This is a genomic window from Methanosarcina sp. UBA289 (assembly GCA_002496565.1).
Taxonomy (GTDB): domain Archaea; phylum Halobacteriota; class Methanosarcinia; order Methanosarcinales; family Methanosarcinaceae; genus Methanosarcina.
In genome coordinates this window covers 86,566-105,016 of record DAKJ01000015.1, presented here as the reverse complement: position 1 = coordinate 105,016, position 18,451 = coordinate 86,566, and the positions used below count along the sequence as shown (strand labels likewise).

The following is an 18,451-nucleotide window of genomic DNA, read 5'->3' as shown; positions in this document are numbered from 1 at the left end:
AACAGATGAATACTGACAGAATAGAGAACTCAGGCGGAATAAACAGTTCTGAGAAAATAGGGAATTCCGAAACAATAAAGAATTCTAGTGGAAAAAAGAGTTTCGGAACTTCTTTTCCCGTCAATCACGAAAGCACAAAAATGCGACCAGATTCGTATCCGGATTTCGGGATGAGAATTTACGGCCGCGGAAAACCAGTTCGGCTCTTTGTTGCAGGTCTCCACGGAGATGAATGGAAAGATACAACTGAACTCCTGAAGAATATCAAACATCCAAAAACCGGGACTCTGGCTCTGATCCCACTTGTAGATTGTGGAAAGTACATTTCAACCCTGAACCAAGATTACTATCCCGGAAACGGAAAAAAGATACTGAGGGCGATTGAGGAGCTAAAACCTGAAATCTACATTGAGCTTCATTCCTATTCCAGCGAAAACCTTGAAAAACTGGCTGGAAAGAACAGGCTCAAACTCATAGGAGTGCCAGCTTACAGCATTCTGAAAGAAGGAGTGCTCCTTGGTTCGGTTTCTCCCTGGGTTAGAAGAAAGTATTTTCCTAAAGAAGCTCTCTGCCTCTCTTTTGAACTCCAAAAAGGGAGTATGGAATCAATAAGATTTACTGCCCATATGCTTGAAATCCTCAAGGAAATTCAATCAAGGGACGACTTCATTGAATATATGAAAAAAGAGTTTCCTGCTCAAGCGAAAAAGGCAATAGAAGATTACCAACGGTTTTACGGAGAAATCTGATTTTCACTCTGCCAGCAGCCAGCAATTTGAAGAGTTCTAGAAGACGTATAGCGTTTTTAGACTTAAAGATGAGCTGAGAAGTTCACAAGTAACATTAATCACGCAAAAAACTAAAATGTGAACTAAAAACACGGGCACAGAGATTTCTGTGCTTACCCGCGCTTTAGTACTTTATCGTGCTTTAGTAGATGTTAACTTAATTTTTTACCTGCGCATGCTAAGTGCAGGAGCCGCCATACCGTCGTAGGTACTTGCCATATGTTCGGGCTTGACATTCTGCATCTCAGTGCGCTGGGCGCGGAGCATATCATCCACTCGGAGTACCATCACTGCGGCTTCGGAACCGGCTTTGACGGAGTTGATCTTAACCCTGAGAGGATCAACTATGCCTTTTTCGAGCATGTCTTCAGCGGCGCCGGTATTGATGTTCAGGCCTGCATTTTTGTTTTCGGCGTGCTTTGCCCTGAGATTCACTATTGTGTTGATAGTGTCCAGGCCTGCGTTTCTGGCAATTGTCCTTGGGATTTCTTCAAGGGCATCTGCAAAAGCTCTGATTGCCATCTGTTCACGCCCGCCTACGCTGGGAGCATATGCACGAAGCCCGAGTGCGACTTCAATTTCAGAAGCACCGCCACCTGCAACAATCCTGCCGTCTTCTACTGCGCATTTTACTACTCTGAGAGCGTCGTCAATTGCGCGTTCAAGGTTGTCAACCACGTGTTCGGTACCGCCTCTAATGACAATTGACACGGATTTTGCACCCTTGCAGTCTCTGAGGTAGGTTTTGCCCTGGTCTCCATCCCGATCCTGTTCGAGGAGTCCGGCATGTCCGAGTTCTTTTTGGGTCAGTTCTTTGATATTGCGGATAGGTCTTCCGCCTGTGGCATCTACAAGGTGCTGCATGTCATCGTTCTTAACCCTGCGGGTAGCATAAATTCCCCGGTTTTGCAGGTAGGCTGCGATCTTGTCATCCATGCCCTTTGAACAGAAGACTGCATTTGCACCTGCCCTGATAATATAGTCTGCCATTTCGAAGAGGGCTGCCTCTTCCTGCTTTACAAAATTTTCAAGATCGCCATATGCGCTTATCTGAAGTTTCGCTTTATTTGCAGTCTTGCCTGTCTCCATAGGGGCATCAATCAGAGCAATTGCTGGATTTTCGATTCTAAGAGGGAATTCCTTGTCCAGAGCAACCTTGTCTATTACAATGCCTTCAACAAACTCGGTATCTTCGATCTTGCCGCCGACGTCTTTTGAAATAATAACATCTTTAAGGTCGACTATTCCCCTTTCGCGAATCGCAAGCACAGCATCCACGCAAAGTTCTGCAATCAAACGGTTGTATTTTTCGGAAGCCTTGCCCGTAATAGAGGTTTTGGCAACTTCTACAAGCATCTCCTTTTCGTCTTCACCGGTTGGGACTGCCAGATTCTCTAAAATCTCAACAGCCTTCTCGGCTGCAAGCCTGTATCCATTAACAATAATTGTCGGGTGGACTCCACTCTCAATAAGGTTTTCTGCCTTTTCTAGCAGACTGCCTGTAAATACGACAGCACTTGTAGTCCCGTCGCCGGCCGAGCTTTCAAGTGATTCTGCAACTTCTGCCACCATCTTGGCTGCCGGGTGCTCGATGGACATATCGTGTAAAATGGTTGCACCGTCGTTTGTGATCGTAATGTCTCCGATAGGGTTGACAAGCATCTTGTCCATTCCTCTCGGTCCGAGCGTATTCTTGACTATGCTGGCCACTGCCTTTGCAGCCGCAATATTCATGCTGAGTGCTTCTCTTCCCTTTGTCTGCTCTTTTCTAGGATCTATTATTATGATTGGCTGGCCACCTTTTTCCATCTGAACCAAAACCTCCTTAAAATGAAGTATATGTATCGAAGTTTTTTACTTGATAATTTGAAGTCGCCCTGGCTTACAGTCACCTTTAGCCCGAGATCAGCCTGAAAATATAATTTTATCAGTTGCCTTATCTGAAGCAGTATTGATCAGAAAATAACTGATAATACTTCTATAAAAATATACCGGGTACCTTCCGATTCTTGAAGGTGAAACTAGCTTTCCTCGTAAGGCTAAGGAATAATTTTAGAAAGTGTATTGCCTTAGAAAGTGCATTGCCTGTTACTGCCCACTACTTTTTCCCTCAAAGTTTGTTCTTATGGATAGTGAAAAATTGGCCGCTACGGCTTTTATTTTTATCCATAACAACTTTGACCTTTTAATTTCTGATCAATTTCGCTTCTGGCCACTGTTACTTCCTGACTATAATTTATATTTCCTGATTACTTTCACTTTTTGATAATCTCCACTGATCCGTCTTTTTTCCCGATATAGAGCTCATCCACATTGGAAAAGATTCCATGTTCAACAACTCCCGGAATTGAAGATAGTCGAAGAGCCAAACCTTCAGGATCGTTTATCACGCCGAAATTAGCATCAAGTACAAAGTTTCCATTGTCGGTTATCACAGGCCCGTCTTTTCTCAGAGCTAACCTTAGCTCGGGCTTTCCTCCCAGCTCTTTAATTTTTTTAATCACAAGGGTTTTTGCAAAAGGCAGAACCTCAATCGGAACAACCTTATCAAGCTGGGTGCTCGTTTTTGATTCGTCAGCCACGACTAGAAAATGTCTTGCAGATGCCGATACTATCTTTTCCCGGGTATGGGCAGCTCCCCCGCCTTTGATCGCATACAGTTTCGAGTCGATCTGGTCCGCTCCGTCAATGGCAATATCCAGTTCAGGATGCTGAGCAAGATTAGCAAGAGGGACACCGGCTTCTATGGCAAGCATTTCAGACTGGTATGAAGTAACAACACCCAGGATATCGAGCCCCTCTTCTCTTACCCGCCTGCCAAGTTCTTTTATTGTATATGCAACTGTTGAGCCCGTTCCAAGCCCCACAACCATTCCCGATTCTACCATCCGGGATGCAGCAATGCCAGCTGCACGTTTTTCCGGGGAATCGGTAGATATATTTCGTTCTGTCATTTTATTTTCCCTTCCGATTCGAATCCTGAAAAAGTTATGAAATTCTTAAACTGGAGATTAAACTGGAAATGCTTAAACTGAAGACAAACTGAAAATTTAAACAAGAAGTGTTTAAGCTAGAGAAGTTTAAACTCCAAAAATAAGGGATTTCAGGGAGAAAGTCTTCTCCTGTCCCTTGGGAAGAGTACCGTGTCTCTGATATTTTCGGTCCCAAGCATGGTCATGATAAAACGTTCGCAGCCCATGCCCCAGCCTGCATGTGGAGGCATGCCGTATTCGAAAGCCTTAAGGTAGAACTCAAAGCCGTCAGGGTTCAGGCCCTGTGATTCTATCCGGCTCTTAAGCAGGTCAGGAATATGGATGCGCTGAGCTCCTGAGGAGAGTTCCATTGTGCGGTGCATCATGTCAAAGGATTTGCTGTACTCCGGCCTGTCCTCATACGGCATGGCATAGAACGGTTTAATCTCAGTTGGCCAATCAATAAGGAAATAGTGGGATTCTCCTGTAGTCTCGTAGACGTAATTGCCCACAATATGTTCTCCGAGCGTGCCAAGATCATCTCCCCAGTGCATTTTCTCTTCCGAGCGAGCATTTATGATCTCGATTACTTCGTCATAGGTGAGCTTAAGGAAAGGAGTTTTCGGGACTTTGAGCTCAATCCCAAGTGTTTCAAGGGCAGGCTTGCACTTCTCAATAACCTGGGCGTAGGCATAAGCCACAAGGTTTTCAAGAATCTCCATTACATCAAAGTGGTCTGCAAAGCTGACCTCGACATCGATAGAAGTAGCTTCGTTCAGGTGCCTGCGGGTATCGTGTTCTTCGGCCCTGAAAATCGGACCGATCTCAAAGACTCTGTCAAACCCGCCGCTCATAAGGATTTGCTTGAAGAGCTGAGGGCTTTGGTTCAAAAAAGCTTCCCTGTCAAAGTAAGTGATCGGGAAAAGTGCAGTGCCGCCCTCGGTTGCAGTTGCCACAACCTTGGGGGTTGCGGTTTCGATAAATCTGTTTTCTACAAAAAATTCCCTGATAGCCTGGAGAGCCTGGTGCCTGATCTTGAAAATCGCAGTTGTCTCGGCCCGTCGGAGATCTATAAATCGCGAATCCAGCCTGGTATCCAGTTCAGCTTCCACCTTGCCTGTAGTGTCCATTGGTAACGGAGAATCTGCAACATTCAGGACAGTGATCTCTTCAGGAAGCAATTCGTATCCGTTCGGAGCTTTCTCTTCGAATTTAACGGAGCCGGTTACTGTAATTACTGACTCGCGGACAAGTCTTCTTGCAGCATCAAACAGGTCTTTATCAATTTTCTTCTTTACAAGGGTAACCTGAGCCTTTCCTTCCCGGTCTCTAAGCACTACAAAACAGATCCCTCCGAGGTCTCTTACCTCATGGACCCATCCTGCCAGGGTAATTTTCTTACCGTTGTCAACATTTTCGGGTTTGACATCGGCTGTATAATGTGTTCTGAGTTTTGCTAATGACATAAATTCACCTAGATTGGAGTAAATTAAATAAAAAATGTAAGAATGAAGCTGAAACGTAGGTGAATAGTCATAACTCATTATTAATTTATTTGTTGCCCGAGTTCCATCTCCCGAGTTCCGTCTCCCGAGTCCCGTCTCGGGAGGACGGTGCCCTTTTCGCTCACCTCGTTCGCTCAAGAGGGCTGAACTATAATGAAGATACTAAGCTGAGCCAAAAGGGCTGATTTGTGGAAGATAGAATCACTTTCTACTCACTAAAGAGAGTTCTTAGGCAAACAGCACTGCTTTTCGCACGGCTAATAGGATAAGTTTATGAAGTTAAATCTATTCGCGTTTTCGGTATATCTCGTCGCTACAGAGATTGCAGTGGGTTAAGGCCAGAACTGTCGCCGGTCAGAAAGTAATGGAAATAAAGAAAATAAGCTGGATGCAGGCATACTTTCCTGCTTAGAAGTTGGGAAAGTTTAACATAAGTCTTAAAATTCGAAAATATAATAGAACAAATTCACAATACATAAATAATTAGCAATAAGTCATTTATCATTGAGTGGTCTTTGGAGTTCGGTTATACCCTCCTCGAGTACTGCAATTTACCCCCAATAATACAGGTTTTTAGTTCCGACTATCCCAATGTTTCCCTAAAACCACTCAATATCTTTTTTACACTCAATACTTTTACGCACAATACCGTTCCTAAAACAAGTTTCAAAAAATAAGTTTTATCAGGTGTTCTGCCTTGCAGCACCTGAAGGTTCTGATGCCTGCATTTTCAGAGATTTATTTTCAGATCCCTATAATTTCATAGACTTTTTCCATGTCAAGGTTCTGCTGAACTACACCTGCAAGTTCTTCGTAGGCATCGTTTTCGGTCATGATGTTTTCAGGGCTGTACTCAAGTCCTTTTTTCTCATAGAGGTATCGCATAAGGGCATCTCTTATATTTTTATTGTCAAAGAGCCCATGCAGATAAGTGCCAATTACCAAGCCAGCATCATCGATTGCTCCGTCATCTCCAAAGATGTTGCGGTAAGAATCGGTTATGCCCATATGGATTTCGTATCCTTTTATTTCCTGTCCGTCTATTGGAGCTAATATCGGGCCATATGCATTCACTTTTTTTGTGACCTGGATTGTTCTCTTTTTATATTCTCCGAACTTTGTTCCTATATCCAGAAGGCCCAGCCCTTCGAATTCGGCTTCGACTCCGTTTTCAACTCCGGAATCATAAATTGTCCTGCCGAGCATCTGGTAGCCTCCGCAGATTCCGAAAATCGGGATTTTTCCCTTAAAGGCCTGGATTTTCTCGGCCATACCGCTTGCCTTAAGGTCGAGCAGGTCGTTAACCGTATTCTTTGTTCCTGGGATCATGATCGCGTCTGGAGTTCCAAGGTCTTCGTCAAGCTCCACATAGCGGATTTTAGCAGATCTTTCCAGGGGCTCAAAGTCCGTAAAGTTAGAGATCCTTGGAAGGCGGATAACTGCGATCTCAATTTCTTTTTCGTTTCTTTCTCCTTCTTTATCTTCAAGTGAAACCGAATCCTCAGAGGGAATATTAAGCTTGAAATAAGGAAGAACTCCAAGAACCGGAATGCCTGTCTTTTCTTCAAGCTGCTTCAGACCTGGTTTCAGAATCTCCAGGTCGCCTCTGAATTTATTGATTATGAACCCTTTGACGTTTTTCCGAACATCCTCGGGAAGAAGTGCAACTGTACCGTAGAGGCTTGCAAAAACGCCTCCTCTTTCTATGTCCCCGACAAGGATTATGGGTGCTTGCGTAAGTCTTGCAGTGCCGATATTTACGATATCTCTTTCGTACAGGTTAATTTCGGCAGCTCCCCCAGCCCCTTCCATGACAATAATATCATGTTTCCTGCAAAGTCTTTCGAGAGCTCCTTCAAGAACTTGGTTCATTTCTTCAATGGAATCATAGTACTGACCTGCACTCCTGTCAGCATAAGGTTCTCCCAGCAGGATAATTTGGGAAACGCAGTCTCCTTTGGGTTTTAGAAGGACAGGATTCATATCGGTAGTGGGCTCGGTGCCTGCAGCTTTTGCCTGGATTGCCTGGGCAATTCCGATTTCCTTTCCATCCTTTGTGATCCAGGAATTCAGGCTCATGTTCTGAGCCTTGAAGGGGGCAACCCTGTATTCCCTTGACAGGATTCTGCATATAGCAGTCACGACTGAACTTTTCCCAACATGGGAGGCAGTTCCCAGGATCAAGACGCTTTTCTTTTCCATTTTTACCACACCTTCTGCTCGAACACTTATTTTTAAAAAACTTATTTTTATAATTCGTATAAATTAGTTTTTATTTTTTCTCCGAAGGATGTAAATCAAGTAAACTTGTTTATCGCTAATGTTATCCTCTTTATACTTAAACTAAAGAATAAATACTTTCGGATTCATTGCAGGTTTTGTTTATCTACTTTAAAAAACTGATCGGATTTCAGGCATTTTCTTTTATCAAGATTTGTTTTCTTATTGTGACCATCACTTTCTTATTTCAAGCTTATTTTCTAATTATGCCTCTGATTGGAGTGTTTTATTCCATTCCTCTTTGAAGGATTTTATCTTTTTAACTGAACATGAAAAACTGCCCTTCTCCAGCTACCCTTCTTTTAAATAATATTAAAACAATCTTTTTGGTAATCGACCTTTTTGGTAATCGACCCGGGGAAAAAAGACAATGAAAGCCGTGCTTTTCTTATTTCTTTTACTTATCATTTCAGTGACTCCAGCACTTGCAGCAGATGGCTCTCCTGTAGGAGAAGCGAATACGGCTCGCATAGCCGAACTTTACAGCGACCTTGAGTCTTTTGACGTGACTCTTTACTCGACACAGCCAGAAGAAAACCTGAGTCTTGAGGTGTTTCTTGTAAGTTCCGAAGGAACTCGTGAGAAGACACTTGACAGTCAGGTGTTTTTAGTAGGTAGTCTTCCTGCAAATGTAGAAGTTACGAAGGTTGGCTTCTGGAATGTCAGCGATTCTGAACGTGGAGCTTATAGGCTAAAGGCAAGACTCGTTAAAGAGGAGCAGGTGTTCTCAGAGGCGAAATATAACTTTGCTTATGGCAGCAATTCTGTATCAAGGCTTCAGGTCAATGACCTGGTTCCTAATTCCCAGGGAATCAGTGTTGCACTATCTCCAAAAGAAGCCTCAATTTTTGATATCGAATACATGCTTGTAAACGGCTCGGATGTAGTTTACACAACAAAAACTGAAAAATTATCGCTTACCAGTGCGCCTGATGTTTTTTCCGCGTCTTGGGGTACGCTTATTGAGAATAATAAGGACTATGTCGGACGGGTCAAAATTCATGTATATTCCCCTGAAAGGGAGTTTATAAGCTCAAGCGAGCGGTTTACTGCCAGGGATGATGTCGAGATTACCGACATCTATGAAGATGAGACAGGAGCGAGTGCAACAGTTATTGGGCGTTCCCAGGTACCATTTGAAGGAGAACTTATTTTCTCTGTATATGAACTGTCCGGAACTTCAGGAAATGAGAATTCCGAATTAGTGGAATCTACTCGAGCAAGAGTTCCAGTGCTTTTGAATAATGACGACGAGACTGTCGAAGTTGCCTGGAGCCAAAGATTATCGAAAGGAGTTTACAGGCTTGAGATCGAGCTTGTGGGAAACGACGGTGACGTTATTGAGCACAGAGAAACTGTAATCGAATCCAACCTTTCTCCAGCTTCAAAAGTGAGCTCAGTAAATGATACCGATAATGAGATAGTAACTCAGGACGAGAAAGGAGATAATGGCGCCCCTGGCTTTCCTTTAGTTTCAGGAATTACAGGGCTTATTGCAGTGTCGATTTTTTTGAGGAAATCTCAAAGATAAAGCTCAAAGAATAATGAAGCTCAGTGAAACGCGATCTTCAAAGAATGATTGAGAGATAAAAGCGAATAGAGCTCAACGAAATCTAAAATGCAAAGAAAAATTTCAAGTTAAAAGTGCAGGAAAATCTCATACAGAGCTGTGAGCCATGCGTTATGAACTCTTTATTTCTCTCAGGCAGATCCGAGCAAGGAAATTCCAGACAATTCTTTCGGTTGGAGCTATAGCTCTTGCCGTGATGGTTCTTACCGTTTCTCAGGCGGTCATGGTTGGTTTTACGGGCGAGCTCTATAACACTACAGTAAATAAATTTCCTCACGTCTCGGTATCACCACAGGAAGGTGAAGACTACATTTACCTTTATAGGACCCTTATTGACGATATTGATAAAATAGAGGGCGTTTCGGCAGTTTCTCCTTTTCTTACTGGAAAAGCTTCTTTCATGTTTAAGACAAATTCCTTTAATGCCGAGCTGAAAGGCATTCTTCCTTTACAGGAAAATAATATCAGCGATATTGAAGCCGATATGGTAGAAGGAGATTTCAGGGAGCTTGAATATTCCAAAAACACCGTGGTAATTGGCTCGAAGCTGGCAGATAAGCTTGAAGTTAATCTGGGTGATTCCGTTGATGTTTCTTTTCCCAATGCAAATCCTCTTTCCCTGAGGGTTGTCGGAATCTTTCATACTGGTTCTCCTTTAGATGAATCCCTTACTTATACTTCCCTGAATGCCGCCCAGGAATTCTACGATGTTCCTGATGTGATAAATGGGCTTTCTGTCAGGCTTAAGGATTTTAATAAGGATAGGGAAGTAGCTGCCGAGATTGAAAAAACAGGCTATGAAGCAAGAGGCTGGACCGAAACAAATCCTGAAATTCTTAGGACGATTGCTATTGAAAGTACTTCGAATAATGTTGTTCTTAGCCTTATTATCATAATTGCTTCTTTCGGCGTGGTCAGCACTCTGAATCTCTCGGTTATCGGTGCAACAAGCCAGATAGGTATGCTCCGAACTATGGGTGCTACAGTTTCAAGTATCCGAACAATCTTTATTCTTCAAAGCGGTATCCTTGGTCTGCTGGGTGCTCTTGCAGGTACTCTTACAGGGGTCGTAATATCTCTGGCAATAGGCCAGTATGAAATACCGACTGCTTCCTCAGAACTTTACGGTGGCTTTACAACTATTCCCATTATAATCCGGATCGGAGATATTCTGTTCATTATTATTGCAGTTTTTCTGCTGAACCTTCTTGCCGGGATTTATCCTGCCCAGCAGGCAGCAAAACTTGATCCTGTAAAAGCTATAAGCTCAAAATGAATAGATTTGATACATTTATACATTAAAAATATACTTATCTGTAAAATTAAGCTATAATTAGTGACACTTATAATTATAATCAAAGGACATATTCGTTATTCACATATTTATTAGCGGATATACTCAACCGGTACTGGGAAGTACTTTAAATTATTTAAAATAGTTGATTTCACAGTCTGGCCTAGTAAAATAAGAAGCAATTTTAAAGATTCTTGTACCGTACAGAAATATTTTTTTATCTACCATTTTTTTGTATATAAGCATTCCTTTTAAATTACCTATATAAGTAATAAAAATTGGTAACGCGGTTAAAATAATAGCTCTCATTAAACATTTCAATGTTAACTAATATCTCTCCGAGTTTAAAATTTAATTCCCGTTAATTATATATCGTTTTTAGCTTATGTTTACATACTAAAGCATAGCGAACAAGAGCGAACAAAAACCTTGTGCATGAATTCTCATCAACTGATCACTGTATGAGAATTCTATTTTCTTATTTTTCTATTATGCATAAAATTCGTGTAATCTTTTTGTATCTTCAGCATAAGATCTCTATGATCTTTTTTATATACCGAATTCTCCAATAATTCACATTTATTGAGGAAAATTTTTACAATATATTTCTTATTTGATAATTTATTGGTTGTCTTTTAATTTATCGTTCTTTTTTAACTTATTTATTATCGCTAGTTTTTGAAATAAGCTGCAGGAAAAGACATTCTAGTGATATATCTGTAACATATTTTAATTCCTGAATCCCAATGCAAATATTTATATTGATTCATAGATATTTATAATGTAATGGATAACAGTAGAGAATACCAGCTTTACCTTGAAGCACTGGATGATGAAAGATCAGCATGGGGAAGGAGAACGGCTATAAGGCGGCTATGTGACTGTAAAACCGAGGAGTCTCTATACTATCTGAATGAGCTTATAGTTGACAGATATTGCGTTGTGCCTGATTGGCTCAAGAGGATCGCAAGAGAGTATTACGTATCTCTATGCCTTGAATTTCTCTGACATTGAATTTTAAAGAGTTTACGTTCTTAAGATAACTTTTAAAAAATATATGTAACTGCTTATTATATAAATACACTTAATGAAGGATTATAAATATTTAATGAAGAATGCCTGTTCAGACTTAAAGGATTATACTTTCCTAAAGTTTATATGCAATTACCCCAATTCTCTGATAAAGCTCAGGAACCATTACGCTTAGCTACAGGCTTACTTTATTCATGAGTTCTCGCATTCGGTTCCTGTTAAGAAAAGAATCTACGAAAAGAGTTCGTTTTTGCTAAAAATCAATTAGTTTAATTGTTGAATTTGGAATCTATAAGCCTTAAATCTTAATTTGATAATAATTATTTCAGGATGGATCAGAAAATGGGCAGGGATACTGGAAAAGCTTTAGGGGGCCCGGCAATAGCTTTGGTGGGCATTGGAGCAATATTAGATATTATTTTGTTTTACTTCATGTTCAAATTTGCTGATGAGGAAAACCTGTTTATGGTTCTCTTAACGGCAGCACTGATAGGAATTATAGCACTGGGGATTGCCAAAGGTCTTGTTTCCATATCCAGACATAATTATGGCAAATGAGCAGATAAATTGACAAGTTTGAATAAATATAAAATAATTAAGACCAGATGTTGGCTGAATAATATTAAATAACAATTAATGAGAACAATAGTTATACTGGAGATAAAAGAATAATATTCCAGGTTAAATTATTCCCATAATATCTATTTTATTCTTCATTCAGGCTTGATTTAAGCTTTTTATAACAATTCTTTAAAATTTTTAGGTTTTTCCTGAAGATACTCTACAGGTAATTGTGGAATCGATTAAAGGCAAAACTACTAACTTTCCTTTAACAAAAAATTTTTTATATATTTATCCTTAATTTCTGAATGTTTTTACGGAATTAATTAAAATAATATGAAGGTTAATATATTACCTCAGTTTAACTTTAAGATTCACATATATTATGCACATTTTATTAATTGTTATGCACATTTACTATCAATTTACTAGAGCTTTCAGGCTGGACTGTTAGCTTCCCAGGTAGACAAACAGAAAGTAAAATCTGGGTAAATAAGTTATAGTGACAATTTACAATTATACTTAGAACAAAATGGAAGGAGTTTACTAATGCAGTTGAAGCTGGAACATTTCAACATAAAAATAGGGCAGCATAAAGTGTTACTAAATATTGTGGATGCAAAAGAACTGGGGGTTAATCCAGGGGATAGGGTCCGTATCCGAGGGCATGAGAGCATTTCTGCTATAGTGGATACAACGGATGATATGGTTCCTCCAGGTACGCTGGGAGTCTTTTCCGAAGTTTATGAGCACTTCCAGGATTGGGAAAAGCCGGTCGAAGTCTTTCCGACATTCCGTTCAAAATCTACATCTGTGATCAAGAAAATGATGGATAAAAGACCTGTTGCACAGGATGAAATTAAAGTGCTTGTAAACGATATTGTGGAAGAAAATCTTAGTGATATTGAACTTTCGGCCTTTATAACATCTTCTTATATTCACGGAATGACCGACGATGAGGTCGAATGGCTTACAAAGGCCATGATTGAGAGTGGAGATACTATCGAATTTGATACCCATCCTATAATGGACAAACACTCGATAGGAGGGGTACCCGGAAACAAGATATCTCTGCTGGTTGTCCCTATTGTTGCTGCAAACGGACTTCTCATCCCAAAGACAAGTTCAAGGGCAATCACAGGAGCAGGCGGAACCGCAGACCTTATGGAAGTGCTCTGTCCTGTAGAGTTCAGTTCCCAGGAAGTCAAAGAGATAACTGAAAAAGTAGGGGGTGCTCTTGTATGGGGTGGAGCCACTAATATTGCACCTGCCGATGATAAACTCATAAAAATTGAATATCCTCTTTCCATTGATCCTTACTACCAGATGCTCGCCTCAATTATGGCAAAAAAGGGAGCTATAGGAGCCGACAATGTGGTAATGGATATCCCCGTCGGGCCAAGCACAAAAGTCCCAACCGTTCAGGAAGGGCAAAAACTTGCAAGAGACCTGATTAACCTTGGGCACAGGCTTGGAATGAATGTAGAGTGTGCAATTACCTACGGTTCTTCTCCGATTGGAAGAAAAGTAGGGCCCTCTCTTGAAGTCAGGGAAGCCCTGAAAGTGATGGAGAGCATGGAAGGTCCAAACAGCCTCATTGAAAAGAGTGCAGCACTTGCAGGTATCCTGCTTGAGATGGGAGGTGCGGCTCCAAGAGACCGCGGAAAAGAAATTGCATTGGAAACGCTAAGGAGCGGAAAAGCCCTTGAAAAGATGAAACAGATTATTGAAGCCCAGGGTGGAGACCCGAATATTACATCAAATGATATCCAGGTAGGACAATACACTGCCGATATTTTTGCTTCTGCAGATGGATATGTTATCGAATTTGACAATAAGTGGATAATTGAAATTGCCAGACTTGCTGGAGCTCCTAACGATAAAGGAGCCGGAGTCGCTATTCACAAGAAAATGGGTGAGTCCGTTAAGAAGGGAGACCCTATCCTTACAATTTATGCTGAGAAAGAGTTCAAGCTCGAAAACGCATTGACAACAGCTCAGAGAACAAACCCGATAATTGTTGAAGGCATGCTTTTGAGGAGAATTCCTGGAACTTACGGGTTCCAGTAATCTTCTCTAACTTTTTTCAGTGAAATCCTTTAATACCTTGTAGGATTTTAGCACGAGCATGAAAAGGATTGTTTTGCTGCGCCTGGGGCACCGCCCGGAAAGGGATAAAAGAATTACCACCCACGTGGGATTAACTGCACGGTTACTTGGTGCAGAAGGTATGCTCCTTGCCTCGAATGACCCCGGAATAGTAAAAACTCTTGAAGATGTTGTAAAGCGTTGGGGTGGAGAATTCTATATCAAGAATAACGTCAATTTTAAACAGGAAATCAAGGAATGGAAAGCTGACGGCGGAAAAGTCTGTCATCTTTCGATGTATGGAGTAAATCTGCCCAGCATCACTGGAGAACTTAAAAGTTGTGACAGGCTTATGATTGTCGTAGGAGCAGAGAAGGTACCTCCCGAAATTTACCAGCTTGCTGACTGGAATGTTGCAGTTGGAAGCCAGCCCCATTCCGAAGTTGCAGCGGTTGCAATCACTCTGGATAGGATTGCAGATGGCGAACCGCTTTACAGAGAGTTTTCCAATGCTGAGTTAACAATTGTGCCAGCAGAAAGGGGTAAACAGGTTATAGAAAATATCAGGGATTAAGTATATCCCTTTTAACTTTTCTTCACAGCCTGTGTCCTCTATTTTTCAGGATCTTTGCTTTTGGCTCTGGTTTTTAATTTTCAGATTTCCACCTTTTTATGTTTCATGTAGATTTCCATCTTCATTTAGAATTTTTAAGAGCTCAATGATCGAATACGAAGCCCGGGTGATTCCCATGCTTCGTTTATCTGTATCTGTACCAGCTATATAGAGATTCTGAATCGGAGTTCTGATATCTACAAACTTTCCATCTATTGAGACTGTAGCTTTTTCGGGAATTGTTATCTGCTCATGCTGCATATCAACATGTTTCTCGGCATTTGGAATAGCGCGGAAAACGGTGTCGTAGGCTTTTTTAAGTTCATGCATTTCACTATTATTCTCGTTGATAATGAAAGTAAAGCCTATAAGCTGTTTGTCTTTAGGAGCAAGTGATTGATCGTAATTGCTTATAGGAGATGCCCAGTAAGCAAGATCCTTAAACCAAATCTCTGAGCCTGTGTAATTAAATTCTGGGATCTTTTTTTCCATTCCAAGCCAGATAGTCAGGCTTTTGTTATGGACAATATCTTTCAGGTCTGCTATATACTCTGAAGGAAGATCCTTTATAAGCTTGGGAAGCTCTGTTGCAAATCCCGTGTAGATAACAATATCTGAGCTATAGATCTCATCAGCTTCTACACCTAATACCTTCCCGTCCTGTACTAAAATAGAGCTTACTTCACATTCTTTTTTGATCTCAACGGTTTCCGGAAGCGAGTAGAGGATAGCATTAAGCAAAGCCTTTAATCCTTTTCTGGGATAACCCTGAGAATCATTTACCTCATTTGTAGCAAGTCTTTCCAGAGATGTAAAAGGCTGCGTGATTTTTGTCATTCTGGCCTGAAGTGAAGCATGGAGATGATACGGAAGGATTGAGGCAAGAATAGATTCTGCAGACTGACGTTTTTTAGGCTCAAGCTTTCCTATCACGGCATCAAACTGCTCTTGAGTAACGCTATCCCTTACAAAACTACTGCCATACAGGACACGTTGAGCTGAAGTTTCTTTCATAGTTTTTCCAGAAAGAGACCTACACATTGTGTCCACGAAGTCGTATGTATCTTCAGAAAGACTCTTTGGTATGAAATCATATACCGATCTATTCGAAAGATCTATTCCGAATGAGGAGAGAGTAAAAGCTTTTGTAAGGGTCTGGGAAAGCAAAACTCTGTCTTTTCTAGGAAGCACGTCAAAGGTAACGAAATCTTTGAGGTTAGAAGGAACTTTAACGAAAGTGTTTTCAGTTCGAATATAGTAATACCCATAGTCTTCAAATACAGGTAAATAATCAAAATAATTGTCCATCAGCATCTTGAGAGGCCCTTCCACTAGATGAGTAATCGCATGCACCCCTGTGTCTACTTGATAGCCGTCTATCATGTAGCTATTGCAATTTCCTCCAATATGCTGCCTTTTCTCAAGAACAAGGACTTTTTTTCCATGTTTGGAAAGCGTTAGAGCTGCTAAAAGCCCGCTTATTCCTGCCCCGACAACGACTACATCATATTTTTTCATTTCCACAACGACCTATATGTTTATGACCTATATTTTTCCCGTTAGGCAAGTTCCTAGCCAATGTAACTATTTTAATTGTCACTACTCAAAACTTGCTTATAATTTTAGAATTTCTCTTTTTAATTTTAACTTTGTGGAGACTCTTTAATTAACAAAAGTTTGTCCAGGGGCACAGGGAGAATCAAAATAAATCTCTGAGAACATTACGTATTATTTATATTTGTTATTACTATTTATGAGAAAAGTATTAAATACAAGTTTTACCTCGAATGAAGTGTCTACAGACAGGTCTATTCCTCCTGTTAAAGCAGCACTATTTTTTCCGTTCTCCGTTCCTCCAGAAGGGAATAGTAGATGTGAAAACATAGTGATTCCAGGAAAACTGTGTTAAAGCTTGGCAGAGAAATACAAAAGCGGAAACTTTTTTCAGGTAGTTTTTTGCTTTTCCGAGCATCCGATCTGGCTATTTTTATTTCCTTTTGTACTATTAGCTGAATCAAGTCCACTCCTTAATTAACGCTGTAAACTCCGTTACAACTTCGTAATTTTCTTACATGCTCCGAAAAACGGATAAATGTACATAAATTAAAATAGTAACAGAAAGTAAGGATTTATGATCCTTATGGATTCGTTACATGAAATATATCTCATAGCTGGAAGTATATCTTTTATAATACTTCTCCTACTTTTTTTGAATTATTATAAAAAAAGGCTTATTCCATGTTCTCTCAAGCTTTGCAGCTGGATCTGCGGGATGGCAATCAGTTCGGACAGTCCCTGGGTCAAGATGCTTGTGCTTCATCTTGTGTTTTCTATTCGACTTCTCATGTATCTTGCAATTGTTTCTCTCGAGCAGGTAGATAAACTAACTGCCAAAGGACTTTTGAAGCACTATATATCGGGCACCAGAATTGTCCTTTCTGAGCATATACTTTCTTTCTTTCACTCTCCGAAAAAGAGTGAAAGGCAAATTCTCGGTCTCAACGCTAAGCCCGCAAACAGAAAAGACCAATATTTGAGGAAGAGTTCTTCAAGAAAATAAATTTTTAAGGAAATATATCTTTAAGGAATAAATTGTTAATAAAAATAAATTCCTTAAACCAGTTACTTTTATTTTTAAACTTTTTATTTCCGGACTTATTTTTGCTAGAAGCTCCACCCAAGTTACACTTTACTGGAGTACTACAGGCTGTTTATTTTTGTTCATCAGACAGTTTTCTTGATTTCATCGGATAATTTCCATGCGCTATTCATTTATTTCCAATCAAATAATTAATATCAATCGAATGGAAAATTCATGATCTTTAATTTAATTTTTTAATTTAATTTTAAGCCTTAAATAGTTATTAATAAACCATGTTGTATAAATATTAACGTTGTACGTTTTATATAGCTAGAAAGTGTATTTTGTCCAAAAGATTTAAGTCTCAATGATACTTATGCCGGAAAGCTTCAATTATCGGTTTCTGTTGTTTTCAGAGTTTAAAGGAGTGTGGCAATGAATATAACATTAATTGGCATGGCGGGAGCAGGAAAAAGTACTATTGGGAGAATACTTGCAAAGCGTCTTGGCTATACTTTTATTGATGTGGATCACCTTATCAAGAAAAACACCGGAATGCCCCTTCAGACCCTTATAGATAAACAGGGAGATTCAGCTCTTATCAGCTTTGAAGAAGAAGCTATTCTCAGTCTCGGGCAGGTGGACAAGTGTGTTATTTCCCCTGGCGGAAGCGTAGTTTATTCCGAAAAAGCCATGGAGCATTTAAAAAAAATATCAAAAATAATCTTTCTGGACACTGATTTCAGAAGCATTTCCAGAAGGCTTCCCAATGCAAGGAAAAGAGGCATAGTAGGACTCAGAGATAGGAGTCTGAAAGAGCTTTTTGAAGAAAGGATAGTCCTTTATCATAAATATGCTGATTTTTCAATAAAACTTAGAGGAAAAGAAAACATCCAGGAAATCACTGAAAAAATTATTGAACTCTGTTTTGAAGAAAATACCTGAAATTTATAATTAAATATATTTATATAAGGTACTTATCTGTTTTTTAACTATGCTCTCTCTCGTCCTTCCTTTTTCAATTTATGTGTTATCTTAAGCTTTCTATTAGAATAGACTATTTTAAGGATGTTTTCCTTTAAGAACGGTTCTCTTTAAGAAAAATTTTCTTAAAAAACAGTTCTCTTAAGAACAGTTTCTTTTAAGAACAGTCCGATTTGCGAGCAA

At 40.1% G+C, this 18,451-nt stretch carries 14 protein-coding genes; 9 read left to right on the top strand and 5 right to left on the bottom strand.

The features are described from left to right. Positions 1–5 precede the first annotated feature (5 nt). Positions 6–749 (top strand): DUF2119 domain-containing protein, encoded by a 744-nt coding sequence (locus BP549_RS04805; RefSeq protein WP_349682336.1) that lies wholly within the window; start codon positions 6–8, stop codon positions 747–749. A gap of 204 nt (positions 750–953) precedes the next feature. On the opposite strand, the gene thsA is transcribed toward BP549_RS04805, so the two are convergent. The 4 genes from thsA to BP549_RS04785 all read right to left on the bottom strand — a co-directional run bounded on the left by thsA (position 954) and on the right by BP549_RS04785 (position 7,467). Then, a complete protein-coding gene (gene thsA / locus BP549_RS04800) occupies positions 954–2,597 on the bottom strand; it encodes a thermosome subunit alpha (RefSeq protein ID WP_292374587.1) in 1,644 nt (547 codons plus the stop codon). A 446-nt stretch (positions 2,598–3,043) separates the two neighbouring features. After that, positions 3,044–3,742, bottom strand: a complete 699-nt coding sequence (gene rpiA, locus BP549_RS04795) for a ribose 5-phosphate isomerase A (RefSeq protein WP_292374589.1) — start codon at positions 3,740–3,742, stop codon at positions 3,044–3,046. 149 nt (positions 3,743–3,891) lie between these two features. Continuing rightward, positions 3,892–5,226 carry an aspartate--tRNA(Asn) ligase gene (gene aspS, locus BP549_RS04790; RefSeq protein ID WP_292378593.1) on the bottom strand — a complete coding sequence of 445 codons (1,335 nt, stop codon included), beginning with the start codon at positions 5,224–5,226 and terminating at the stop codon, positions 3,892–3,894. A gap of 783 nt (positions 5,227–6,009) precedes the next feature. After that, a complete protein-coding gene (locus tag BP549_RS04785) occupies positions 6,010–7,467 on the bottom strand; it encodes a cobyric acid synthase (protein ID WP_292378590.1) in 1,458 nt (485 codons plus the stop codon). 448 nt (positions 7,468–7,915) lie between these two features. Here BP549_RS04785 and BP549_RS04780 point away from each other — a divergent pair, with 448 nt between their 5' ends. The 6 genes from BP549_RS04780 to BP549_RS04755 all read left to right on the top strand — a co-directional run bounded on the left by BP549_RS04780 (position 7,916) and on the right by BP549_RS04755 (position 14,664). Further along, positions 7,916–9,076 carry a hypothetical protein gene (locus BP549_RS04780; RefSeq protein WP_292378587.1) on the top strand — a complete coding sequence of 387 codons (1,161 nt, stop codon included), beginning with the start codon at positions 7,916–7,918 and terminating at the stop codon, positions 9,074–9,076. A 145-nt stretch (positions 9,077–9,221) separates the two neighbouring features. Then, the gene (locus BP549_RS04775) at positions 9,222–10,391 is read left to right on the top strand and encodes an ABC transporter permease (protein WP_292378585.1); all 1,170 of its coding nucleotides are present in this window, start codon (positions 9,222–9,224) and stop codon (positions 10,389–10,391) included. 804 nt (positions 10,392–11,195) lie between these two features. Beyond that, on the top strand, positions 11,196–11,417 hold the full coding sequence (locus BP549_RS04770; RefSeq protein WP_292374596.1) for a hypothetical protein: 222 nt from the start codon (positions 11,196–11,198) through the stop codon (positions 11,415–11,417). A gap of 354 nt (positions 11,418–11,771) precedes the next feature. Then, a complete protein-coding gene (locus tag BP549_RS04765) occupies positions 11,772–11,999 on the top strand; it encodes a hypothetical protein (RefSeq protein WP_292374597.1) in 228 nt (75 codons plus the stop codon). A 552-nt stretch (positions 12,000–12,551) separates the two neighbouring features. Continuing rightward, positions 12,552–14,072: an AMP phosphorylase gene (locus BP549_RS04760; protein WP_292378583.1), complete on the top strand. Its 1,521-nt coding sequence runs from the start codon at positions 12,552–12,554 to the stop codon at positions 14,070–14,072. 58 nt (positions 14,073–14,130) lie between these two features. After that, positions 14,131–14,664, top strand: a complete 534-nt coding sequence (locus tag BP549_RS04755; RefSeq protein WP_292378581.1) for a tRNA (cytidine(56)-2'-O)-methyltransferase — start codon at positions 14,131–14,133, stop codon at positions 14,662–14,664. Positions 14,665–14,760: 96 nt separating this feature from the next. On the opposite strand, the gene BP549_RS04750 is transcribed toward BP549_RS04755, so the two are convergent. Beyond that, positions 14,761–16,221: a protoporphyrinogen/coproporphyrinogen oxidase gene (locus BP549_RS04750; RefSeq protein WP_292378579.1), complete on the bottom strand. Its 1,461-nt coding sequence runs from the start codon at positions 16,219–16,221 to the stop codon at positions 14,761–14,763. A gap of 754 nt (positions 16,222–16,975) precedes the next feature. On the opposite strand from BP549_RS04750, the gene BP549_RS04745 reads away from it, so the two are divergent. Both BP549_RS04745 and BP549_RS04740 read left to right on the top strand, forming a co-directional pair. Continuing rightward, positions 16,976–17,263 (top strand): hypothetical protein, encoded by a 288-nt coding sequence (locus tag BP549_RS04745; protein WP_292378577.1) that lies wholly within the window; start codon positions 16,976–16,978, stop codon positions 17,261–17,263. Between the two features lie 456 nt (positions 17,264–17,719). Further along, complete coding sequence (locus tag BP549_RS04740) at positions 17,720–18,229, top strand: shikimate kinase (RefSeq protein ID WP_292378576.1); 510 nt, start codon at positions 17,720–17,722, stop codon at positions 18,227–18,229. Positions 18,230–18,451: the final 222 nt, after the last annotated feature.